Genomic DNA, 22,161 nt, shown 5'->3' on the forward strand with positions numbered 1-22,161 from the left:
CCCCCATGATCCGTCGCATCGCCTCATGGCTGTTCAACCGCTACATGCTGGAGCTTCTGGGCCTGGTGGCCCTGAGCCTGCTCATCTGGTTCGTCGGCCCCCTCGTCTTCATCCAGCCCTACCAGCCACTGGGCAGCCCCACCGTGCGCTGGTGGTTGATCGCCGGCCTGTTCATCCTCTGGTTCCTGCGCCTGCTGCTGAAATGGTGGCGCGCACAGCGCATGAACGAGCACCTCATGACCGGCCTGTCCCGCCTGACCTCGCCGCGCGAGGCGGACGGCACGCCCGCTGCCGGCTCCGAGGAAGTGGCCGAGCTGGAGTCCCGCTTCAAGGAAGCCCTGGACACGCTGAGCAAGACCCGCTTCGGCCAGACCGAAGGCGGCCTGTTCGGGCGCTGGAACAAGCGCTACATCTACCAGCTGCCCTGGTACCTGATCATCGGCTCGCCGGGTTCGGGCAAGACCACGGCCCTGATCAACTCGGGGCTGGACTTCCCGCTGGCGGCCCAGTTCGGCAAGCGCGCCATCCCCGGCATGGGCGGCACACGCAACTGCGACTGGTGGTTCACCGACCAGGCCGTGCTGCTGGACACGGCCGGCCGCTACACCACCCAGGAAAGCGATGCGGAGCAGGACAAGGCTGCCTGGAAGGGCTTCATGCAGCTGCTCAGGCGCTTTCGCGGACGCCAGCCGGTCAACGGCGTCATCGTCACGCTCAGCGTGCAGGAACTGCTCAGCAGCAGCGATACCGAGCGTGCCCAGCTGGCCCAGCTGATCGGCCTGCGCCTGAGCGAGCTGTGCGAGGAGCTGACCATCCGCTTTCCCGTCTACGTGCTGGTCACCAAGAGCGACCTGCTGGCGGGCTTCAACGAGTTCTTCGGGGCCATGAGCCGCGAGGAGCGCGCCCAGGTCTGGGGCTTCACCTACCCCTATGACGAAAAGACCCAGCGCTCGCCCGCGAGCGACCCGCAGGCCGCCAGCGCCCTGTACATGGAGGAGTTCGACGCCCTTGTCGCCCAGATCAACCGCCTGCTGCCCCAGCGGCTGATGACCGAGCCCGATCTTGCGCGCCGCAGCCTGCTCTACGCACTGCCCCAGCAGTTTGCCGGCCTCAAGGACGTGGTGCGCGACACGCTGGATGCGGCGTTCTCCGCCTCGCGCTTCAAGGAAAAGCCGCTGCTGCGCGGCGTCTACTTCACCAGCGGAACGCAGGAGGGCATGCCCTTCGACCGCGTGATGTCGGCCCTGTCGCGCCGCTTTGCGCTGCGCGGCCGCCTGCCGGCCGATGCCGTGCCCCAGCAGGGCCGCAGCTACTTCCTGGAGTCGCTGTTCAAGGACGTGATGTTCAACGAGTCCGGCCTGACCGGGCGCAACGCCAAGAAAGAGCGCCAGCTGCGCCTGATGCAGGCCGCCGGCCTGTGCGCCCTGCTGCTGGCCCTGGGCGGCGCGGCCCTGGCCTGGACGCTGAGCTACGAGAACAACCAGCGCTACCTGAACGAAGTGGCCGACAACGCCGGCACGCTGCGCCAGGCCGTGGAGGAATCCAAGGCCACCGATCCCGACAACGTGGTCGCCCTGGTGCCCATGCTCAACCACGCGGCGCGCGTGGCGCAGAGCAGCCGCTTCGAGGAATCAGCCCCGCTGGGCTGGCGCTGGGGCCTGCTGCAGGTGCCCAAGGTGCAGACGGCCGCCCACGCCACCTACCTGCGCCTGCTGGAAGACGCCTGGCTGCCGCGCCTGAGCAGCCATGTCGCGCGCTCGCTGCGCCAGGTCAGCACCGGCAGCCCCGAGGCCAGCTACGAAACGCTCAAGGCCTATCTCATGCTCTACGAGCCCGACCACTTCGACGCCACCTTCGTCAAGGCCTGGCTGCGCAGCGATTGGGAAAACACCCTGCCCCAGCATCTGGTGCAGGCCGGCCTGGTGGACCAGCTGTCCGAGCACCTGGACCGCCTCATCGACGGCCGCGTGGTGGTCTCCGCCCAGCCCATCGACGCCAACCTGGTCGCCGAAGTGCGCCAGCGCCTGGCCCAGATGTCGCCCGCCCAGCGTGCCTACAGCCGCCTCAAGCAGCTGCTGAACACCGGCGACAAGCTGCCGCCCGACTTCAGCGTGGTGCGTGCCAGCGGACCCGAGGCGCCCCAGGTCTTTGCGCGTGCAAGCGGCAAGCCGCTCACCCAGGGCATCAGCGGCCTGTTCACCTATGACGGCTACCACGGCCTCTTCCTGCACGAGCTGCCCAAGGTCACCACCTTGCTGGCCAAGGAGGAAACCTGGGTGCTGGGCCAGGCCGAAGGCCGGCGCAGCGTGGCCCAGGAAGTGCTCACGGGCCAGCTGGCCAACGAGGTCAAGCGCCTGTACCTGATGGAGTACGCGCGCCTGTGGGAGACCTTCCTGGCCGACATCCGCCCCATACGCTCGGCCTCGCTGGAGCAGGCCGGCGAGCAGGCCCGCCTGTACTCGTCCGCCAACTCCAGCCTGGAGCAGTTCATCCGCGCCGTGGCCCGCGAGACCACGCTGGCCCGCCGCCCGGACCAGCAGGAAGGCGGCAGCTCGGGCAGCACCAGCAGCTGGCTGGGCGAGAAACTGCAGCGCATCCGCGAGGAACAGCACCAGCTCAGCCGCCTGACCGGCAAGCCGCTGAACGTGGGCGGCATGCTGGCCACCGGCACGCTGGAGGCCGACATCGTGGACTTCCGCTTCCGCGAATACCGGCGCCTTGCCACCAGCAACGGCTCGGGCCCGGCGCCCATCACCGCCAGCCTGCAGGTGCTCAACGAGGCGGCGGCCGTCATCGCCTCGGCGCGCCAGCAGGTGATCCAGGGCGGCGGCGTGCCTCCCTCGCTGAGCGGCACGCTGGAGAAGGTGCGCTCGGAGGCCAAGCGCGTGCCGCCTCCGCTCAACAGCATGTACGAGGCCCTGGCCACCTCCACCTCGTCCTTCGTGGGAAGCAGCGTGCGCAGCACGCTGGGCGGCAACCTCAACGCCACCATCGGCGACTTCTGCCGCCGAGCCATCCTGGGCCGCTACCCCTTCACGCGCAGCGCCACGCGCGACGTGACCACGGACGACTTCGCCCGCCTGTTCGCCACCGGCGGCACCATGGACGAGTTCTTCCGCACCCAGCTGCAGACCATGGTGGACATCTCCACCGTGCCCTGGACCTTCAAGCAGGGTGTGGACGGCACGCCGGTGGGGGGCTCTGCCTCGCTGGCCGCCTTCCAGCGCGCGGCCTCCATCCGCGACGTGTTCTTCCGCGCAGGCGGCAACACGCCCGGCATCCGGCTGGAGATCAAGCCGCTGGACATGGACGCCTCCATCTCCCAGATGGTGCTGGACGTGGACGGCGAGATCGTGCGCTACCAGCACGGCCCGCAAATCCCCAAGGCCGTCTCCTGGCCCGGCACGCGCGGCACCGGCCAGGCCCGGCTGCAGATCACGGCGGCCGGCGCGCAGAACACCGGCATCGTGACCGAAGGCCCCTGGGCCCTGCACCGCCTGTTCGACCGCGCCCAGATCCTGCCGGGCAACTCGCCCGAGCGCTTCACGGCCATCTTCACCATCGACGGGCGCAAGCTGCGCATGGAAGTCACCACCAGCAGCGTTCTCAACCCATTCCGGCTCAAGGCCATGGAGGAATTCGAATGTCCGGACCGGCTGTGAACGCCATGACTGTCCAGCGGCCCTGCGCCGCCTGGTGGGGCAAGCTGCCCAGCCAGGGCGATTTCGTCGGCCGGCGCATGCCCCACGCACTGACCATGCGCTGGGACGAATGGCTGCGCAACGGCATGGACCAGTTGCGCAGCGATGCGGCCGATGGCTGGTCCACGCGCTTCGTGCACTCGCCGCTGTGGTTCTTCCTGTGCCCTGCCTCCATCCTGGGCCAGTCCATGGTGGGCGTGATCGGCCCCAGCTCCGACCGCATCGGCAGGCTCTTTCCGCTGGCCATCATGGCCACGGTGGACGGCAGCTCCGGCATACCGGCGTCGGACCAGGACATCGAACGCTTTCTGAGCGGCGCACGCGATGCGCTCATCGACGCGCGGCGCCTGCCCCTGTCGGCCCAGCAGCTCGACGAGCGGCTGGCCACCCTGCAATGGCCGTTCCAGCAGGAGCGCAGCGCGCCGGACAGCACCTCCATCCACAGCCTGCTGGCGGACCTTGACATGGGCGCCTCGCAAGGCAACGCCGCGCGCCTGCCGCGCATGGACTGGCGCGCCTGCATGCGCCCCGGTTCCACCACCTCCGTCTGGTGGATCTCGGCCACGCCGCGCCACGCCCCTGACGAAGTGGTCCAGCACGAAGTGCTGCACCGCCGCCTGTTCACCCGGCTGTTCAAGGGCGCCTGAACCCGCATAGAGCGCACTGCCCCTGCACACCAAACCCCAAGCCACATCGAATCCCGCCCATGGCCAATATCCAGGACCTGCTGACCGAGACCGCCGCCGAGCCCCCCTGCGGCCCGGACCTCACCTATGACAACGACTTCCAGTCCATGGAAAGCGCTGCCCAGGGCAAGGTCGAACAGCAGTTCGGCGACACCGTCATCCCCGCCGAGCCACCGGACTGGCGCGACGTGGAGCGCCAGGCCTCGGCCCTGATGCAGCGCACCAAGGACCTGCGCGTGGCCGTGCTGCTGTGCCGTGCCTGGACCATCCTGCACGGCCTGCCCGGCACGCTGCAGGGCCTGCAGCTGTGCGCCGCCCTGCTGGAGCGCCACTGGGAGCATGTCCACCCCCTGCCCGAGGACGGCGACGACTACTTCATGCGCATGAACGCCCTGGGCACCCTGTCGGACGTGACGGGCTTTGTGCGCGACCTGCGCAACGCCGACTTTCTGCGCGGAGCCCTGGGCCAGATCAGCGTGCGCGACGCCGAACTGATGGCCAGGGGCAACGTGCCCGAGGACCTGCCCCACCTGACTGCCGACGAGCTGCGCATGGCCTCGGCCCGCGCGCATGCCGAGGGCCACGAGACCCTGCTGGCCGTCACCCCTGCGCTGCAGGAACTCGACCGGATCCGCGCCTGCTGCGAACAGCACCTGCCCAGCCACCAGCAGCCCGAGCTCGACGGCCTGCGCCAGCTGCTGCTGGCCCTCGGTCAATGGCTGCCCCAGACCACAGGCGACGCCGACACGACCGCTGAAACCGATCCGGCCACACAGGTCGGCACCGGGGACGGCCTGGCATCCCAGCCCGCGCCCGGCACCCCCCACACCCCGGCACGCAACCGCGAACAGGCGATTGCCCAGTTGCTGGAAATCGCCGCCTTCGTGGAGCGCACCGAGCCCTCCAACCCCGCCCCCCTGCTCATCCGCCGCGCCGCCCGCTTCATGCGCATGGGCTTCATGGACATCCTGCGCGAACTGTCGCCCGACAGCCTGGCCCAGGTGGAAGTGATCACGGGCGCCCACCTGCAGGAGCAGCAGACATGAAGGCCAAATGCTGTTTCATGGCCCTGGGCGTGGGTCTCTCGACGCCAGCCTTCGCAGATGCCGGTGCACGGCATGCAAGCGCCATCGAGCGCATCACGACCCGCGACGGCACCGCCAAAAGCGAAGACCCCCGCATCCATTGCGATTCACTGCGCATTGACGAAAAGCGTGTGCGCTATTTCCTGCGCCACGCCAGGCCCAGCAGCCAGTTCAATTACGCGCGTGCCTATGAAACCGGTAGTTGCAGCGCCAGTGCTGTCGTGCGCTTCAAGGGTGGCCGCGAATTCCGGCTGGCCATCGATGACGGCACCGGCTGGGGAACCACAGAGAGCAAACGCTCTGTGTCCTACCTCTATTGCGAAGCCTGCACTGATCTGCTGGAGCCGGACTTCGACTTCAAGGAGCCAGCGTCCCCATGACATCTGCGCCTTTCCACGGCTTTGACCGTTTCCAAACGGCCTCTTGCGCCCTCAGCCCTTCGGTCCGCCGCAAGGCGGGACTCCAGGCTTTTTACTTCTGCGACCTATTTTTTTCTTGAAAGGAACACCCGCATGTCGCTCACCAAAACCGGCAAGAGTGGTCAGAAATTCATCGCGCGCAACCGTGCGCCGCGCGTGCAGATCGAGTACGACGTCGAGATCTACGGTTCGGAAAAGAAGGTGCAGATCCCCTTCGTGATGGGCGTGCTGGCCGATCTGTCGGGCAAGCCCGTCGATCCGCTGCCCGAAATCGCCGACCGCAAGTTCCTGGAAATCGACATCGACAACTTCGATGCGCGCATGAAGTCCATCAAGCCCCGCGTCGCCTTCCAGGTGGACAACACGCTGACGGGCGAGGGCAAGCTCAACATCGACCTGAGCTTCGAGAGCATGGAGGACTTCTCCCCCGCCGCCATCGCGCGGCGCGTGGGCGCGCTCAACTCGCTGCTGGAGGCACGCACCCAGCTGCACAACCTGCTGTCCTACATGGACGGCAAGCAGGGCGCCGAGGAGCTGATCGGCAAGGTGCTCAAGGACCCTGCGCTGCTCAAGTCGCTGGCAGCCGCGCCCAATATCACTGCCCCGCAGGCCTCGGGCCCTGCATCCGAGGCTTGAGGCAGCACATCAGGAAGGCAAGCACGTCATGAATACCGCAACCCAACTCGAACAATCGACCCAGGCGCTGGCCGGCAGCGAATTCGGCAGCCTGCTGCAAAAGGAATTCAAGCCCAAGACCGAGCAGGCCCGCGAAGCCGTGGAAGCGGCCGTGCAGACGCTGGCCCAGCAGGCCCTGGGCTCGGCGATCACGCTGTCCAACGATGCCTACCAGACGGTGCAGGCCATCATTGCCGAGATCGACCGCAAGCTGTCCGAGCAGATCAACCGCATCATCCACCACGACGACTACCAGAAGCTCGAAGGCGCCTGGCGCGGCCTGCACCACCTGGTGACCAACACCGAGGTGGACGAGATGCTCAAGATCCGCGTCATGAACATCTCCAAGAAGGAGCTGCACCGCAACATGCGCCGCTTCAAGGGCGTGGGCTGGGACCAGAGCCCCGTCTTCAAGAAGGTGTACGAAGAGGAGTACGGCCAGTTCGGCGGCGAGCCCTTCGGCTGCCTGGTGGGCGACTATCACTTCGACCACAGCCCGCCGGACGTGGAGCTGCTCGGTGAAATGGCCAAGGTGGCCGCCGCGGCCCACTGCCCCTTCATCTCGGGCGCGGCGCCCGCCATCATGCAGATGGAATCCTGGCAGGAGCTGGCCAACCCGCGCGACCTGACCAAGATCTTCACCAACACCGAGTACGCCGCCTGGCGCAGCCTGCGCGAGTCCGACGACGCCAAGTACATCGGCCTGGCCATGCCCCGCTTCCTGGCACGCCTGCCCTACGGCGCGCGCACCAACCCGGTCGATGAATTCGATTTCGAGGAAGAAACCGACAGCGGCGACCACGGCAAGTACTGCTGGGCCAACTCGGCCTACGCCATGGCGGTCAACATCAACCGCTCGTTCAAATACTACGGCTGGTGCACCTCCATCCGCGGCGTGGAATCGGGCGGCGCGGTGGACAACCTGCCGGCCCACACCTTCCCCACCGACGATGGCGGCGTGGACATGAAGTGCCCCACGGAAATCGCCATCAGCGACCGCCGCGAGGCCGAGCTCGCCAAGAACGGCTTCATGCCCCTGGTGCACCGCAAGAACTCGGACGTGGCCGCCTTCATCGGCGCCCAGTCGCTGGCCAAGCCCGCCGAGTACTACGACTCCGACGCCACGGCCAATGCCAACCTGTCGGCGCGCCTGCCCTACATGTTCGCCTGCTGCCGCTTCGCGCACTACCTCAAGTGCATCGTGCGCGACAAGATCGGCTCCTTCCGCGAGCGCACCGACATGGAGCGCTGGCTCAACGACTGGATCATGAACTACGTGGACGGCGACCCGGCCAACTCCTCGCAGGAGACCAAGGCCCGCAAGCCTCTGGCCGCCGCCGAGGTGCAGGTGCAGGAAGTCGAGGGCAACCCCGGCTACTACACCTCCAAGTTCTTCCTGCGCCCCCACTACCAGCTGGAAGGCCTGACGGTGTCGCTGCGCCTAGTGTCCAAGCTGCCTTCCGTGAAGCAGGGCGCGAAGTAAGACTGTCCGCCCACCTGGCTCCTGGTGCCGACACGCTCGCACCAGGGCCAGGCCCCATAACAAGAAACAGGCCTGGAGAAGCTTTCCCCTCCAGGACCCAACTCAGAGAGGCTTTTCATGCCCTGGAATGTAGACAACGCCGTCGCCACCCTGCAGACCAATGCCCGCGCCAGTTCCGCCGGCTACTGCGCGCGCTATGTGCGCGATGCGATCGGCGCTGGCGGCATCGCACTGCAGCGCACGCGCGATGCCAAGGACTACGGCACCAGCCTGGTGGCCGCCGGCTTCACACGCTACGACGCCATGCCCGAAGGTGGCTACAAGAAAGGCGATGTGGCCGTGATGCAGGGCTTCGCCTCATCGCCCGCCGGCCACATGCAGATGTTCGACGGAAGCGTCTGGATCTCGGACTTCAAGCAGAACGGCTTCTGGGCAGGCCCCGGCTACCGCACCCACAAGCCCGCTTTCAAGATCTACCGCCATCCCTGATGCGCCTGATGCGCCCATTGAGCCACGCCATGAACGCCTGTTCCAAAGCTTTCTTCACCCTGCTGCTGACCGGCACGGCCTGCGCCACGGTGCAAGCCGCACCTGCCACGGCAGCGGACATCACCACCCTGTTCACCGACGCCCTGCATTGCCGCATCGAGTTTCCCGATGGCCGCGACGAAGCGCTCGCCCAGCGCCTGCGCGCGCAGGGCGTGACCGTGGTGGACCGCGCGCCCGGCGAAAGCCTGGACCTGCTCTACCTGTTTGCCACGCCGCTGGAGATCGATGGCACGCAGGTGTCCTCCATCACCGTGCGCGGCGGCAGCGGCAGCATTGTCGCGGCGCGCGCCACGGGCAGCCTGCAGGCGCTGGTCCAGCGCACCAAGGCCCGGCCGCAGGCGCGCAGCAGCTGGGATCTTGAAGGCTTTGGCGAGCTGCCCGCCCAGTACGCACGCGCCATGCCGCTCAGAAAGGGCCTGGACGAGACGCCACCGCGCATCGTCATCGGCCATGTGGCCGGCGAGGCGCCCGACGCCGTGCGCTGGGGCTGCCGCTCCTACGACGACTGACCGGGGCGCAGCCGCACCCCGCCCCTCTCTTTTTCCTGCGTTTTCACCATGCCCCTGCCCAGCTTCACCTCACAGCTTTCCCTGGACGAGCAACTCAAGGCCCTGAAGGACCAGATCCGCCAGGCCCCGGCCTCGGCGCCCCTGCGCGTCTACTACTTCCAGCTGCTGTGCGTGCTGGGCGAATGGCAAAAGGCGCTGGAGCAGTTGCAGCTGTGCGCGCAGCTCGACCCTTCGTGCGAGCCCATGGCGCGCGCCTACCGCGAGGCCATCCGCTGCGAAGTGCTGCGCGCCGAGGTCTTCGCCGGCAAGAAAAAGCCCTTTCTCATGGGCGAGCCCGCGCAATGGCTGGCCTGCCTGATCGACGCCCTGGCCCATGAAGGAGCAGCTGCCCAGGACCTGCGCGCCCGCGCCCTGGACGAGGCGCCCGCCACCGCAGGCCACATGGGCGAGCACCGCTTCGAATGGCTGGCCGACAGCGATACCCGCCTCGGCCCTGTCTGCGAGCTGCTGGCCCACGGCAGCTACTACTGGCTGCCCTTCGACGCCATTGCACAGATCGGCTTCGAGCCCGTGCAGGACCTGCGCGACCTGATCTGGCTGCCCTGCGAGGTCACGCTGCGCGAGGGCGGCGCGCTGCAGGGCTTCATGCCCGCGCGCTATCCGCTGGCGCCCGGCGATGACGACGCCGTCCGCATGTCGCGCCGCACGCAGTGGAGCCCGCTGGACACAGATGCCTCCGATCCTGACGAATCCGCAGGCCACGTCGCCGGCCACGGCCAGCGCACCTGGGTCACCGACTCCGAGGACTTTCCCATGCTGCAGGTGCGCCAGCTGGCGCTGGAGACCGTCGGCTGATCTGGCCTGCCCCAATGACTGCCTATCCATATCGACACGCATGACCAACAAGACTACACCCAGCTTCCAATACGCAGGCACTTACGACCGCGCGGTGTTCCAGCGCGAATTCATGCAGCAGTTCGGCAAGGACGCGCGGTTCGATGCCGCTGCCATTCCTGCCGCCGCCCAACTGCTGGGCATGATCGAAAAGGACCCCGGCATCAACGACATCCGCTACGCGGCCTACATGCTGGCTACCGTGATGTGGGAGACGACCTCTCCGACCAGTGTGGAACGGATCGCAGTCAACAAGAAGGGTCAGCCGCTTCTGGACAAGCACAAGCGCCCCATCGTCGTGCGCGAGCGCAAATGGCTGATGACCATGGCGCCTGTCAACGAGGCGGGTAAGGGCAAGGGGCGGCGCTATCACGAGCCCGTGAAGATCAAGATGCAGCCTGACGGCAGGATACGCATCACCGAACAGGATGGAGACCAGTTTTACGTCTCTCCCAATGGCTCCGTGACGCCCCGCCAGGCCAAGGCGGTCATGGGCACCAAGGATGGCGGCGCCGCCGTCAAGGCCTACGAAACGGACGACGGTGCCGAGCAGGCGTTCTACGGGCGCGGCTACGTCCAGCTCACCTGGTGGTCCAACTATGCAGCCGCTGGCGTGGCCGTGGGCCGAGGCATGGGCCTGTTGCTGGACCCCGAACTGGTCAAGACACCCGAGGTGGCCTACGCCCTCATGTCACATGGCATGCGCACCGGGGAAGGTTTTGCCAACGGGCGACGCTTCAGTCAGTTCTTCCTGGGCAGTGCCACGGACTACGTCGGTGCGCGGCGCATGGTCAACGGCAGCGACCATGCCACCGACATCGCAGCCATCGCCACCAAGTTCCAGGCCATCCTCCTGGAGGCCCGCGTCCTCAAACCGGCAGCCACCGCCACGCCATGAAGGACAAGACAATGCCAAAAGCAAGTGCCACCCCGTTCCCGGCCACTCTTCGCTGCCCGCGCATTCTGCTGGCCGCCGTAATGTGCGTGGGCCCATGGCTTGCATCAGCTGCCGGCCCCGGCCCGTCCAATGCCATGCGCTGTGGCTGGTTCGACAACCCCACCCCGGGCAATGCATCGCTGACCGACAGCCAGGCCGAATGGACCATCGGCCAGCAGGGCGGCCACCAGGCGCGCGGCGAATGGCCGCATTTCACGGACCGTGACTGGGTGCGCACAAGTCATGGCAGTGCCGGTTATGGCTGCGCCTGCCTGAAGGTGTCCACTGACAATGGCAAAGAGCAGATCGTGCAGATCTTCTCTGCACGTGCACGGCCTCTCTCAGCCTGTCGCAAGGACCCTGCACTGAAAGGTAAGGAGCCCGAGAACCCACTGGCCGATTCGGGCCGCACTGGCCCTTGAGGACCCTGCATGCGCCCCAGTCCCCTCAACCCCATGCCCACGCTGCGCACGCGCCAGAACCAGGCGACCGCAGCCAAGGACCGGCTGCAGCCCGCCCTGCTGGACCGGCTGACCGACCATGAGCCCCATCTGCGCACCGAGCGGCCCGATGCGGTCTTCGTGAACGAATCCCGCCTGCGCGAGGCCCTGCTGCGCGACCTGGGCTGGCTGCTCAATGCGCGCGATGCCTGGGACCACGTGGAGATGGAGGGGTTGGAGCATGTGCAGCGCTCGGTCATCAACTACGGCATGCCGCCGCTGGCCGGCCAGCTGCTGTCCGAGCTGGACTGGGGCCATGTGGAACGCAGCATCCGCGAAAGCATCCTGGCCTTCGAGCCGCGCATCCTGCCCAAGACGCTGGCCGTGACGCTGCTGGCCTCCACCGAGCAGCTCAACCACCACAACACGCTGCAGTTCGAGATCCGCTGCCAGTTCTGGTCCATGCCCTATCCGCTGGAGCTGCTGCTCAAGACCAGCCTGGACCTGGAGACGGGCCAGGTCTCGCTGCAAAACCTCAGGGCCTGAGCCCGGACGCCGCCACACACACCATGAATCCCCGCCTCGTCGAGTACTACAACCGCGAACTGGCCTATCTGCGCGAGCTGGGCGCCGAGTTCGCTGCCGCCTTTCCCAAGGTTGCGGGCCGTCTGTCGCTGCACGACACCGATGTGGCCGACCCCTATGTGGAGCGCCTGCTGGAGGGCTTCAGCTTTCTGAGCGCACGCATCCAGCTGAAGATGGACGCGGAGTTCCCGCGCCTGTCCCAGCGCATTCTGGAAATGGTCTGCCCCCATTACTTGGCGCCCACGCCATCCATGGTGGTGGTCCAGCTCAAGCCCAGTGCCAAGGAAGGCAACCTGGTCGATGGATTCACCCTGCCCTCGGGCAGCGTGCTGCGCACCCACAAGGTGCAGGAAGAGCAGACCATCTGCGATTTCCGCACCGGCGGGCCGCTGACGCTGTGGCCGCTGGAGATACGCCAGGCCCGCCTGGGCGGCCCGGCGCTGGACCTGCCCCATGCGCTGGTGCCCCAGCTGGGCGAGGCCGGCGGCCACCTGCGGCTGCAGCTGGCCACGCTGGATGCCTCGCAGTGCATGCAGGTGGCGCTGGACCAGCTGTGGGTGTACATCCATGCGGGCGACGTCGTCGCTTCCCATCTGCAGGAGCTCATCCACACGCAGACGCTGGCCATCGTGGTCCACCACCCGCAGGACCCGCGCCAGGTCTGGGACGTGCTCCCGCCCGATGCGCTGCGCGCCGAGGGCCATGACAGCGAACAGGCCCTGATTCCCTATTCGCACCGCGCCTTCCAGGGCCACCGGCTGCTGCACGAGTACTTCGCGTTTCCCGCGCGGCAGCGGTTCTTCTCGATCAACGGCCTGTCGCGCAGCATGCGCCGCATTGCCCACGACGGCGTGGGCATCACGCTGCTGCTGCGCCGCGCCGCGCCCACGCTGGAGCCGCAGATCGACGCGGCCAAGCTGCTGATGCACTGCATTCCAGCCATCAACCTGTTCGAGTACACGGCGGACCGCCTGCACGTGGCCTCCAACGTGCACGAATACCACGTTGTTGCCGACCGCATGCGGCCGCTGGACTTCGAGGTCTACGGCGTGCAGGCCGTCACCGGCCACCACGAAGGCAAGACGCAGGACCGTGAATTTGCGCCGCTGTACGCATCCACTCACGGCCTGCACTCCACCGAGCAGGCCTACTTCACCACGCGGCGCGAGCCCCGGCTGTTTTCCGAACGCAGCCTGCGCAGCGGCCCGCGCACGCAGTACCTGGGCTCGGAAGTCTTCATCTCGCTGGTGGACCAGCGCGAGGCGCCGTTCTCCGACGAGCTCAAGCAGCTGTCCATGCATACCCTGTGCACCAACCGCGACCTGCCCCTGCTCATGCGCGTCAACCAGCCGGGCGGCGACTTTGCCCTTCAGGAGTCGGCACCGGTGGACTGGGCCCGCGTCATCGCCGGCCCCAGCGCCCCGATACCGGCCGTGGCCGATGGCGGCCTCACCTGGCGGCTGATCTCCCACCTGAGCCTGAACTACCTGGCCATGACCGACCTGTCCGACGAGGAAGGCGCGGCCACGCTGCAAGAGCTGCTGCGCCTGTACCTGGACCTGGGCAACCACCAACTGGCCGGACAGATCGCCGCCATCCAGGGCATGCGCATCGAACCCATCACGCGCCGCCTGCCCCAGCACCGCCAGCTCGTCTACGGGCGCGGCGTGGGCGTGCACCTGAGCGTGGACGAGCCGGCCATGGCCGGTGTCAGCCCCTGGCCCCTGGCCAACATGCTGGAGCGGTTCTTTGCCCGCCACGTGGGCGTCAACAGCTTCACCGAGCTGCAGCTGCACTCTCGCCAGCGCGGCCCCGTCGCGCACTGGGCGCCACGCCCCGGACAACGGCCCGGCATATGAGCAACGCCGCGCACGCTCCCCTTGCCCAGCCGGTGCCCGATCAGGACCCGGAGCTGCCCACCGTGCAGGCGAACGCGTCCGAGGACGCTCGGGCGCGCCTGTTCTGGCAGCGCCTGAGCGCCAGGCCCTACCAGTTCGACCTGATGCACAGCCTGCGCTACCTGCAGGCGCGCCACCCCGGCCTGCCGCGCCTGGGCCAGGCCACGCGCCCCAAGGACGAACCGCTGCGCCTGGGCCAGGACCCGTCGCTGGCCTTCGCGCCCGCCACCATCGCCGAGATCCTGCCCTCGCGCGCCGGCGAGCCCGAGCGCATGACGGTCTGGAACTTCGGCCTCTACGGCCCCAACGGACCGCTGCCCACGCACATCACCGAATACGTGCGCGAGCGCCTGCGCCAGCATGACGACGCCACGCTGGCGCGTTTTTCCGACATCTTTCACCACCGCATGCTGCTGCTGCTGTTCCGCGCCTGGTCGGACGCCCAGCCCACGGCATCGCTGGACCGCCCCGGCGAGGACCCCTTCGGCCGCTACATAGACAGCTTCATCGGCACCGGCCTGCCCAGCCAGCGCGCACGCGACGACGTGCCCGACCACGCCAAGCGCTTCATGGCCGGCCACCTGACCCGCTGGACACGCAATCCCGAAGGCCTGTGCCAGGCCCTGTCGCACTACTTCCAGATCCCCGTGCGGCTGGAAGAAAACTGCCTGCACCACCTGGAGTTGGAACCCGGGCAGCAGACCCGGCTGCAAAGCCGCCCCTGCAACTCGCGCCTGGGTGTGGATGCCGTCGTGGGCTCGCGCGTGCCCGATGCGCAAAGCAAGTTCCGCCTGGTGCTCGGCCCGCTGGGCCTGGAGCAGTACCAGCAGTTGCTGCCCCAGGCCGCACTGTTCCAGACCCTGGTGGACTGGGTGCGCAACTACCTGGGCATCGAATACGCCTGGGACTATGTGCTGGTGCTGCGCCGCCAGGAAGTGCCTGCCGCCCGGCTGGGCAGCAGCACCCAGCTCGGCTGGACCACCTGGCTCACGCATGCCGAGCCCGCACAGGACGCGCGCGACTTCCGCCTGGACCCCGAAGCCTGGCTGCGCCAGCGCCGCCAGCCCGTGCGGGGCCGGCGCCCCGGCCCCGGCCCCAGTCCTCGAGCCACTGAATCACCGAACCACTGAATCACCACTTCCCTGCTCGCACACATGCCCACCGTACAGATCAAGTTCCCGCACAACGCACCGGTTCCTTCCACGCTGACGCTGGTCGAGGGCAACCGCCTGCGCGTCAAGATCGAGGCCGTCGCAAAGGCCTACAAGCTGGGTGCCAGGATCGATGCGCCCAGCATTCTTGCGGCCCAGCCCCCCGTACACAACGCCCGCGCCGACAGCTGGCAATTCGACTTCGTGGCGCAGCAGCCCGGGCTCACCAAGCTCAGCATCGTGGCGGTGCAGGGAAGCGGGCTCAGCGTCATGCCCGCAGCCATCACCGTGCAGGTGGAGAAGAGCATTTCGCTGCCTGCGGAGAGCACGACGGAGGGGATGCTGGCAAGGCTGTTCCTGGCGGAAAGCGTCTCGCCGGGCGACACCTCACTGGCCTGGAATCTCGACAACGTGAAAACCGGAATGCAATGGATGCGCCGAGTCATCGAGAACCGCTTGAAAAGCGGAAAGCCTGAAGACTTCATGGCCCGCGGTGCCACCAGCGTCGAGGACATCGTCATGGCGGATGACCGGGGATCGGTCCAATTCCATGGCTTCAACGTCTATCCGAAGCTGGGTCCCGACATTGCCAAGAACCTCCGCGACTATGTGGACAACGCCAACAACGGCCTGCATCCCAAACGCAAGGCCTATCTGGACTTTGTGCAGGCGGCCCTGGACGTTGCCACCGGCGCGGTGCCGCCAGACCCTACCCCCACAGGCCTGTTCGCCTGGAGAACTGCGAAATCCAGCTCTCCCGGTGCCGACTTCATTCAGCACGCCGCGCTGGCTAGAAACATGTTCTACACACATGCCCGGCTGCGCAAACGCGACTGATCCCCAAACACATCGAAAACCAAGGAGGGCACTCCATGTCACCAACCCATACCGGATCAAGCGCTTTGAAACCGCATCGCCATTTCCCAATGGCCAGCCTTGCCACTGCCATTGCAGTGAGCGCCTGCTTGATAGGTGCCCAAGCCTCCGAATCATCGCCGCCACCGGCATCGCCGGCTGAAATCAGCAGCCAGCAAACCCAGCCGACGGCTGCCGACTACTCTCGGCCTGCGCAGGAAAGAGTCGCGTCCATGACTGCGCTGCGGCAATACCTGAAGTTCAAGGATGAAGTCTGGGAAACCCAAAGAGCCCGCCAGAGCAATACCTTTTGCTTCGTGCAGCAGCGTCCCGACCATCCGTCCGATCCCGAGCCGAACGTGTGGATGGTCTGGCTCAATGGCGGCGAGATCGTCAATATGGGCTGGCATCTCTATTCGCCCAAAACGCTGACGAAAGAAGACGCCAAAGCGGATGGTGAAAGCCTGGCAAGAATGAAATCCATCAAGCTCGCGACCGACGTGCGAGAAACGGCCCAGGAAATCTACGGCAGCAGCTTCCTCGTCGAACGCGCCTGGGTGGACATGCTGCTGGCGCAATGCAAGGCCAAGGGCCGCACCATCAAAGTGACTCCTGCCCGATAGCCGCATGCCGCATATCGGACGCAACCGCTTTCCCGGCCCATGCCGTGTCAGGCAAGGCCGTCGCCTGCTCGCAAGGTGTCTGCTGGCCACCCTGGCGGGGTCGGCCCTGCCTTTGCTGGCAGCGCCTGAAAGCGGGCGGGCTTCCGATTTCTCGCGTCCGGCGCAATCCCTGATTCCTTCTCCAGCCGCCCTGCGTATCTATTTGAAGAGCCGCCAGGCATCGACTGGCCCCGGAAAGCCTTCAGCCCTCCAGCGCTTTTGCTTCGTGCAACAGCACAACCGCAGCGCAGTCCCTGCGCGCTCGTCGGTCTGGATGGTCTGGCTGGAAGGCGGCCAGATCGCCAATCTGGGGCAGCGCCGCTTCACCGCCAAACCATCGCCGGATGAAGCGCAATGGGATGGCGATGCCTTGTCCGAAGCCAAGGCCATCCACCTCGCCGCCGACGTCCGTGAAACGGCGCAGGAAATCACCGGCAGCAGCTTCCTCGTCGAACGCGCCTGGGTCGACCGGCTGCTGGCGCAGTGCCAGGCCAAGGGCCGCAAGGTCGAAGTCCGCCCCCAACGCTAGCCGGCAATTCCTACCGCCCATTGATCCCTTCTTTTTAAGCACCCAAGACCCATGACAGAAATCAGCCGCCAATCCCTCTTCGGCAAGCTCAACCCGCTGCTGTTCAAGTCGCTGGAAGGCGCCACCGTGTTCTGCAAGCTGCGCGGCAATCCCTATGTGGAGCTGGTGCACTGGCTGCACCAGCTGCTGCAGGAAAACGATTGCGACCTGATCCGCATCCTGCGCCACTTCGACATCGCCTCCGACCGCCTGGCCGCCGATGTGCTGCGCCGCCTGGACCAGCTGCCGCGCGGCGCCACCTCGATCAGCGACTTCTCCGAGCACATAGAGACCGCCATCGAGCGCGGCTGGGTCTATGCCACGCTGATGTTCAACGACAGCCAGATCCGCAGCGCCTATCTGCTGTCGGGCATGGTGCGCACGCGCTCGCTGGCCAATGAGCTGCGCTCCATCTCGCGCGAATTCGACAAGATCTCCGAGCCCGCGCTCAGCGATGCCTTCGCCCGCCTGCTGCCCGACTCGCCCGAGGCACGCATGCGCGCGGCCGATGGCAGCGGGCTGGAAGGCACGCCGGGCGAAGCGAGCCAGGCCACGGGCGCCGCACCCGGCCAGGGCGGTGCGCTGCAGCAGTACACGGTGGACCTGACGGCCCGCGCCAAGGCGGGCGAACTGGACCCCGTCACCGGCCGCGACGACGAAGTGCGCCAGATGGTGGACATCCTGCTGCGCCGCCGCCAGAACAACCCCATCCTGGTGGGCGAGGCCGGCGTGGGCAAGACCGCCGTGGTCGAAGGCCTGGCCCTGCGCATCGCCCAGGGCGATGTGCCGCCGCCGCTGCAGGGCGTGGAGCTGCGCGTGCTGGACGTGGGCCTGCTGCAGGCCGGCGCCAGCATGAAGGGCGAGTTCGAGAACCGCCTGCGCGGCCTGCTGGACGCCGTGCAGTCCAGCACCACGCCCATCGTGCTCTTCATCGACGAAGTCCACACCCTGGTGGGCGCGGGCGGCCAGGCCGGCACCGGCGATGCCGCCAACCTGCTCAAGCCCGCCCTGGCGCGCGGCACGCTGCGCACCATCGGCGCCACCACCTGGGCCGAGTACAAGAAATACATCGAAAAAGACCCGGCCCTGACCCGCCGCTTCCAGCTGGTGCAGGTGCACGAGCCCGACGAGCCCCGCGCCGTGGACATGCTGCGCGGCGTGGCCGCCAAGCTGGAAAACCACCACCAGGTGCGCATTGCCGCAGACGCCGTGGCCGCGGCCGTCAGCCTGTCGCACCGCTACATTCCCTCGCGCCAGCTGCCCGACAAGGCCGTCAGCCTGCTGGACACGGCCTGCTCGCGCGTGGCCATGGCCCTGCATGCCACGCCCGCCCAGCTGGAAGCCGTGCAGCGCCGCATCGAGGCCCTGGGCGTGGAGCAGGAAGTGCTGCTGCGCGAGGCCGCCCTCGGCCTGCCCACGGCCGAGCGCCTGCAGGCGCTGGAAACCGACCTGGCCAGCCTGCGCGAGCGCCAGGCCACGCTGGCCGAGCGCTTTGGCCAGGAAAGCGCGCTGGCCCGCCGCATCCTGGAAACCGAGGCCGCCCTCATGGGCCTGAAGCCGCCCGTCTTCTCCACCGGCGCCGCTGCAGACCCGTCCGCTGCGGCGCCGGAAACGGCCGCCGAAGCCACCGCAACCGAACCTGCCGAGCCACCCAGCGTGGCCTCGCTGGAAGCGCTGCGCCGCCAGCTCGCCGAGCTGCAGGGCGATTCCCCGCTGCTGCAGCCCGTGGTCGATGCCGGCGTGGTCGCCGCCGTCGTGGCCGAGTGGACCGGCATTCCCGTGGGCCGCATGGTGCGTGACGAGGTGCAGTCCGTGCTCTCGCTGGCAGACACGCTGGAGAAGCGCGTCATCGGCCAGCGCCACGGCCTGGAGGCCATCACGCGCCGCATCCAGACCTCCCGCGCGCGGCTGGACGATCCGGGCAAGCCCATCGGCGTCTTCCTGCTCGCCGGCCCCTCGGGCGTGGGCAAGACGGAAACCGCCCTCTCCCTGGCCGAAGCCCTGTATGGCGGCGAGCAAAACCTCATCACCATCAACATGAGCGAGTTCCAGGAGGCGCACACCGTCTCCACCCTCAAGGGCGCGCCGCCCGGCTACGTGGGCTACGGCGAAGGCGGCGTGCTGACCGAGGCCGTGCGCCGCCGCCCCTACAGCGTGGTCCTGCTCGACGAAATCGAAAAGGCCCACTCCGACGTGCACGAGATGTTCTTCCAGGTCTTCGACAAAGGCTGGATGGAAGACGGCGAGGGCCGCTACATCGACTTCAAGAACACCGTCATCATCCTGACCTCCAACGTGGGCTCGGACCTGATCGCCAGCATGTGCCGCGACCCGGACCTGGCGCCCACGCCCGAAGGCCTGGCCCAGGCCGTGCGCCAGCCGCTGCTGCAGACCTTCCCTGCCGCGCTGCTGGGCCGCCTGACGGTGGTGCCCTACTACCCCATCTCCGACGCCATGCTGGAGCAGATCATCCGGCTGCAGATGCTGCGCATACAGCGGCGCATCGAGGAACGCCACGGCGCGCAGTTCAGCTTCGATGAAGCAGCCGTGGACCTGGTGCGCCGCCGCTGCAGCGAGGTCGAGTCCGGTGCGCGCATGGTGGACGGCATCCTTACCCAGAACCTGCTGCCGCGCATGGCTACCCACTTCCTGCAGGCCACCGTGCAAGGCCAGGAACTGCAAAGCCTGCATGCCGGCGCCAGCGGCGACGACTTCACGCTGGACGTGCGCACCCGCGCTGCGGAGCCGGCATGAGAAGGCACCGCCTGCCACGCGCTGCCACGGCCGTGATCGCAGCCGCGCTGCTGGCCGCCCCGGCTGCGCAGGCGCTGGACCTGGGCGCCATCGGCCAGGCGGCCGACACCGTGCAGCGGGCCTCGGGCGCCGCCACGGCCGGCCAGCAGGCGCTGGAGGCCGGCCGCAGCGCGGCCAGCACGGCCACCAACGCGGCCACCGGTGCCGCCAACGAGGCCCGTGCCTGGTGGGACCGCAACCAGGCCCAGCCCGAGGCGGCACAGTCGCCGCCCTCCGGCGCCGCCCCCGTGCAGGACGACCAGGGCGGCCCACGCCGCGTCATGGCCGTGCTGGGCGACGCCTGGACGGACAGCGCCCGGCGCGGCCAGGCCGTGGTCGCGCTCATGGACCAGGGGCCGTACCTCGTGCAGCGCCAGGCCGCCCATGTGGCGCCGGCCAAGTCGCAATGGCTGGCCCTGCCGCGCGGCGACAGCACCGGCGTGGCCATCGAACTGCCCGGCGACCCCGACGGCACGACCTATGACCTGTCCACCGGCCGTGCCCGCCCCGGGGGCCGGGGCGTGCGCATCTTCGCCCTGTCCGTCCATGCCGACGTGCCCCAGCGCGCGGGCCGGCGCAGCCTGGACGCCATAGAGCAGCACGCCATGCTGCGCGCCAGCTCGGTGCGCACCGAATGGCCGCGCCAAAGCGGCGACATCCTGGAGCCCACGGGCGGCAAGCTGCTGGTCTGGGCCAGCGATGCCACGCAGCGCTTCCCTTCCGGCTTTGGCGCCGACGGACGCCTGTTCACCGCCGACGATCCCATGGTCACCCTGCCGCGCGGCTACACCGTGGTCACGCTGGAGCCGCAGGGCCTGCGCTTCGACCGTGCCCGGGAAATCGCCCTGGCCTTCCATGCCGTCCAGCCCGCGCAGGACATCGACCTGTCCCGCCTGGGCGCAGGCGATGCGGCCCAGGCCCTCATCGGCCTCATTGCCGAGCGCCACCCGCTGGCCGCTGCCAGCGGCTTTGATGCCGGCAAGCTGCGTGCCGACTACGGCCAGCGCCTGCAGACCGCCGCCGAGCGCGGCGACAGCGCCGCGCAGGCCCAGGCCCTGGCAGAAATGGGCCAGCGCCTGGGCGATGGCCAGTACCGCGTTCTGCTGCCCGGCGGCCAGGCCTGGCCTGCCCGCACAGACCGGGGCCTGTCCCCGCAGCTGCTGGCACGCGGCAGCGTCAACATGCCCATGCCGCGCACCTGGCTGCGCGAGGACGGCCGCATCGCCATCACCGGCGTGGCGCCAGGCTCTGCCGCCGCCAAGGCGGGCCTGCAGCCCGGCAGCGACATCCTCGCCATCGAAGGGGAAAGCCCGACCCGCTACCTGGACCGCATTGCCCCCGCCTCGCTGCGCGCCGGTGCCGACGCCCGCCGCGCCGACCTGCTGGCGCTGGACCTGGGCACGCCCGCCACGCTGAGCCTGCGCACCGCAGCCGGCGCGCCCCCGGCCAGCCAGGAACAGACCCTGCGCCTGGACGCCGCCCCCGCCGCAACCACGGCCCTGCCTGCGGCCGAGCCCGCCCTCGCATCCTTCCTGCTGCGCAGCGCCCAGGGCGGCAACCTGGCCTACATCGCCCTCGACAGCTTTGCCGACGGCGCCACCGGCCAGCTCAGCCGCTGGGAAAGCGCCCTGGCCGCCGCCACCCAGGCCAGGGTCACGGGCCTGGTCATCGACCTGCGCGCCCACCGGGGCGACGATGCCTACCAGCTGCTGCCCCACATGCTGGCCTCGCTCTATACGCGCGACAAGCCGCTGCGCATGCAGGACGCCGCCCAGCGACTGTTCGACCCCGCCGCCCGCGTCTGGCGCAGCCGTGGCGGCCTGGGCCTGCCGGCCCAGCTGCCGCTGGCCGCCTCGGGCACGCCCTTCACGGCACCCGTTGCTGTGCTTACGGGGCCCGGCTGCTCGGGCCCCTGCGAACTGTTCGCTGCCTGGCTGCAGCACAGCCAACGTGCCGACATCGTCGCCACCAGCGCCACGGCTGGCGCCACCGGCCCCGCCACGCGCGTGCACCTGCCGGCCGGCTTCATCGTGCAAGTCCCCCTGCTCGCAGAAACCGGCCCCGCTGGCGGCAACAACCCCGCCGCACAGGCCCAAGGCGTGACCCCGCGCCTGCGCGTGCCCGTGGACGCGGCCTTCACCGCCTCTATCCAGGCCGGCGGCGACCCGCTGCTGGACGCCGCCGTGCTCCACTTGGAACGCAGCCGCACCGCGCAGGTGTCGCGCTAGACCCACAAGCCCTTGCCGCCATGCCACCGCACCTGAACCCCGC

The 22,161-nt window shown here is 68.3% G+C and carries 19 protein-coding genes; all 19 read left to right on the plus strand.

Annotation, left to right across the window (positions count from 1 at the left end; translation table 11 throughout):
• Positions 1–5 precede the first annotated feature (5 nt).
• The 19 genes from tssM (at position 6) to ACF8O7_RS22290 (ending at position 22,118) form a co-directional block, all read left to right on the plus strand.
• The gene (gene tssM / locus ACF8O7_RS22200) at positions 6–3,662 is read left to right on the plus strand and encodes a type VI secretion system membrane subunit TssM (protein ID WP_126311367.1); all 3,657 of its coding nucleotides are present in this window, start codon (positions 6–8) and stop codon (positions 3,660–3,662) included.
• Positions 3,644–4,348: a type VI secretion system-associated protein TagF gene (tagF, locus tag ACF8O7_RS22205; RefSeq protein ID WP_016453379.1), complete on the plus strand. Its 705-nt coding sequence runs from the start codon at positions 3,644–3,646 to the stop codon at positions 4,346–4,348. The genes tssM and tagF overlap by 19 nt, the downstream gene beginning before the upstream one ends.
• 59 nt (positions 4,349–4,407) lie before the next feature.
• Positions 4,408–5,433, plus strand: coding sequence for a type VI secretion system protein TssA (tssA, locus tag ACF8O7_RS22210; protein WP_126311369.1), 1,026 nt, complete (start codon positions 4,408–4,410; stop codon positions 5,431–5,433).
• Entirely contained in the window at positions 5,430–5,852 is a 423-nt protein-coding gene (locus tag ACF8O7_RS22215) for a hypothetical protein (protein WP_046240104.1), read from the plus strand. Before tssA ends, ACF8O7_RS22215 begins: the two co-directional genes overlap by 4 nt.
• A 132-nt stretch (positions 5,853–5,984) precedes the next feature.
• On the plus strand, positions 5,985–6,527 hold the full coding sequence (gene tssB / locus ACF8O7_RS22220) for a type VI secretion system contractile sheath small subunit (protein WP_012205675.1): 543 nt from the start codon (positions 5,985–5,987) through the stop codon (positions 6,525–6,527).
• A 28-nt stretch (positions 6,528–6,555) separates the two neighbouring features.
• Positions 6,556–8,049: a type VI secretion system contractile sheath large subunit gene (gene tssC, locus ACF8O7_RS22225; RefSeq protein ID WP_016446990.1), complete on the plus strand. Its 1,494-nt coding sequence runs from the start codon at positions 6,556–6,558 to the stop codon at positions 8,047–8,049.
• Positions 8,050–8,166: 117 nt separating this feature from the next.
• The gene (locus ACF8O7_RS22230; RefSeq protein WP_043790648.1) at positions 8,167–8,538 is read left to right on the plus strand and encodes a hypothetical protein; all 372 of its coding nucleotides are present in this window, start codon (positions 8,167–8,169) and stop codon (positions 8,536–8,538) included.
• A 29-nt stretch (positions 8,539–8,567) separates the two neighbouring features.
• Complete coding sequence (locus tag ACF8O7_RS22235) at positions 8,568–9,107, plus strand: hypothetical protein (RefSeq protein WP_227472491.1); 540 nt, start codon at positions 8,568–8,570, stop codon at positions 9,105–9,107.
• A gap of 48 nt (positions 9,108–9,155) precedes the next feature.
• Positions 9,156–9,962: a type VI secretion system accessory protein TagJ gene (locus ACF8O7_RS22240; RefSeq protein WP_126311371.1), complete on the plus strand. Its 807-nt coding sequence runs from the start codon at positions 9,156–9,158 to the stop codon at positions 9,960–9,962.
• Positions 9,963–10,002: 40 nt separating this feature from the next.
• Positions 10,003–10,899 carry a glycoside hydrolase gene (locus ACF8O7_RS22245; protein ID WP_034393887.1) on the plus strand — a complete coding sequence of 299 codons (897 nt, stop codon included), beginning with the start codon at positions 10,003–10,005 and terminating at the stop codon, positions 10,897–10,899.
• Positions 10,896–11,360, plus strand: coding sequence for a DUF4087 domain-containing protein (locus ACF8O7_RS22250; RefSeq protein ID WP_224986301.1), 465 nt, complete (start codon positions 10,896–10,898; stop codon positions 11,358–11,360). Before ACF8O7_RS22245 ends, ACF8O7_RS22250 begins: the two co-directional genes overlap by 4 nt.
• A 9-nt stretch (positions 11,361–11,369) precedes the next feature.
• Complete coding sequence (gene tssE, locus ACF8O7_RS22255) at positions 11,370–11,924, plus strand: type VI secretion system baseplate subunit TssE (RefSeq protein WP_016453373.1); 555 nt, start codon at positions 11,370–11,372, stop codon at positions 11,922–11,924.
• Between the two features lie 23 nt (positions 11,925–11,947).
• Positions 11,948–13,822: a type VI secretion system baseplate subunit TssF gene (gene tssF, locus ACF8O7_RS22260; RefSeq protein WP_126311372.1), complete on the plus strand. Its 1,875-nt coding sequence runs from the start codon at positions 11,948–11,950 to the stop codon at positions 13,820–13,822.
• Positions 13,819–14,991 (plus strand): type VI secretion system baseplate subunit TssG, encoded by a 1,173-nt coding sequence (gene tssG / locus ACF8O7_RS22265; RefSeq protein ID WP_126311373.1) that lies wholly within the window; start codon positions 13,819–13,821, stop codon positions 14,989–14,991. The genes tssF and tssG overlap by 4 nt, the downstream gene beginning before the upstream one ends.
• Positions 14,992–15,015: 24 nt before the next feature.
• Positions 15,016–15,849: a hypothetical protein gene (locus ACF8O7_RS22270; protein ID WP_126311374.1), complete on the plus strand. Its 834-nt coding sequence runs from the start codon at positions 15,016–15,018 to the stop codon at positions 15,847–15,849.
• A 35-nt stretch (positions 15,850–15,884) separates the two neighbouring features.
• A complete protein-coding gene (locus tag ACF8O7_RS22275; protein WP_227472492.1) occupies positions 15,885–16,490 on the plus strand; it encodes a hypothetical protein in 606 nt (201 codons plus the stop codon).
• A gap of 112 nt (positions 16,491–16,602) precedes the next feature.
• Positions 16,603–17,058 (plus strand): hypothetical protein, encoded by a 456-nt coding sequence (locus ACF8O7_RS22280; RefSeq protein WP_227472493.1) that lies wholly within the window; start codon positions 16,603–16,605, stop codon positions 17,056–17,058.
• A 51-nt stretch (positions 17,059–17,109) separates the two neighbouring features.
• Positions 17,110–19,851, plus strand: a complete 2,742-nt coding sequence (tssH, locus tag ACF8O7_RS22285) for a type VI secretion system ATPase TssH (RefSeq protein ID WP_126311375.1) — start codon at positions 17,110–17,112, stop codon at positions 19,849–19,851.
• Entirely contained in the window at positions 19,848–22,118 is a 2,271-nt protein-coding gene (locus tag ACF8O7_RS22290; protein ID WP_275823350.1) for a S41 family peptidase, read from the plus strand. Before tssH ends, ACF8O7_RS22290 begins: the two co-directional genes overlap by 4 nt.
• Positions 22,119–22,161: the final 43 nt, after the last annotated feature.

This window comes from Delftia sp. WSY_16, from assembly GCF_043104415.1.
In the GTDB taxonomy this organism is placed as follows: domain Bacteria; phylum Pseudomonadota; class Gammaproteobacteria; order Burkholderiales; family Burkholderiaceae_C; genus Comamonas; species Comamonas tsuruhatensis.

Bases quoted from the DNA above. Each gene is read 5' to 3' on its own strand.
- tssM (WP_126311367.1), top strand. From the start codon at position 6: ATGATCCGTCGCATCGCCTCATGGCTGTTCAACCGCTACATGCTGGAG.
- tagF (WP_016453379.1), top strand. From the start codon at position 3,644: ATGTCCGGACCGGCTGTGAACGCCATGACTGTCCAGCGGCCCTGCGCC.
- tssA (WP_126311369.1), top strand. From the start codon at position 4,408: ATGGCCAATATCCAGGACCTGCTGACCGAGACCGCCGCCGAGCCCCCC.
- ACF8O7_RS22215 (WP_046240104.1), top strand. From the start codon at position 5,430: ATGAAGGCCAAATGCTGTTTCATGGCCCTGGGCGTGGGTCTCTCGACG.
- tssB (WP_012205675.1), top strand. From the start codon at position 5,985: ATGTCGCTCACCAAAACCGGCAAGAGTGGTCAGAAATTCATCGCGCGC.
- tssC (WP_016446990.1), top strand. From the start codon at position 6,556: ATGAATACCGCAACCCAACTCGAACAATCGACCCAGGCGCTGGCCGGC.
- ACF8O7_RS22230 (WP_043790648.1), top strand. From the start codon at position 8,167: ATGCCCTGGAATGTAGACAACGCCGTCGCCACCCTGCAGACCAATGCC.
- ACF8O7_RS22235 (WP_227472491.1), top strand. From the start codon at position 8,568: ATGAACGCCTGTTCCAAAGCTTTCTTCACCCTGCTGCTGACCGGCACG.
- ACF8O7_RS22240 (WP_126311371.1), top strand. From the start codon at position 9,156: ATGCCCCTGCCCAGCTTCACCTCACAGCTTTCCCTGGACGAGCAACTC.
- ACF8O7_RS22245 (WP_034393887.1), top strand. From the start codon at position 10,003: ATGACCAACAAGACTACACCCAGCTTCCAATACGCAGGCACTTACGAC.
- ACF8O7_RS22250 (WP_224986301.1), top strand. From the start codon at position 10,896: ATGAAGGACAAGACAATGCCAAAAGCAAGTGCCACCCCGTTCCCGGCC.
- tssE (WP_016453373.1), top strand. From the start codon at position 11,370: ATGCGCCCCAGTCCCCTCAACCCCATGCCCACGCTGCGCACGCGCCAG.
- tssF (WP_126311372.1), top strand. From the start codon at position 11,948: ATGAATCCCCGCCTCGTCGAGTACTACAACCGCGAACTGGCCTATCTG.
- tssG (WP_126311373.1), top strand. From the start codon at position 13,819: ATGAGCAACGCCGCGCACGCTCCCCTTGCCCAGCCGGTGCCCGATCAG.
- ACF8O7_RS22270 (WP_126311374.1), top strand. From the start codon at position 15,016: ATGCCCACCGTACAGATCAAGTTCCCGCACAACGCACCGGTTCCTTCC.
- ACF8O7_RS22275 (WP_227472492.1), top strand. From the start codon at position 15,885: ATGTCACCAACCCATACCGGATCAAGCGCTTTGAAACCGCATCGCCAT.
- tssH (WP_126311375.1), top strand. From the start codon at position 17,110: ATGACAGAAATCAGCCGCCAATCCCTCTTCGGCAAGCTCAACCCGCTG.
- ACF8O7_RS22290 (WP_275823350.1), top strand. From the start codon at position 19,848: ATGAGAAGGCACCGCCTGCCACGCGCTGCCACGGCCGTGATCGCAGCC.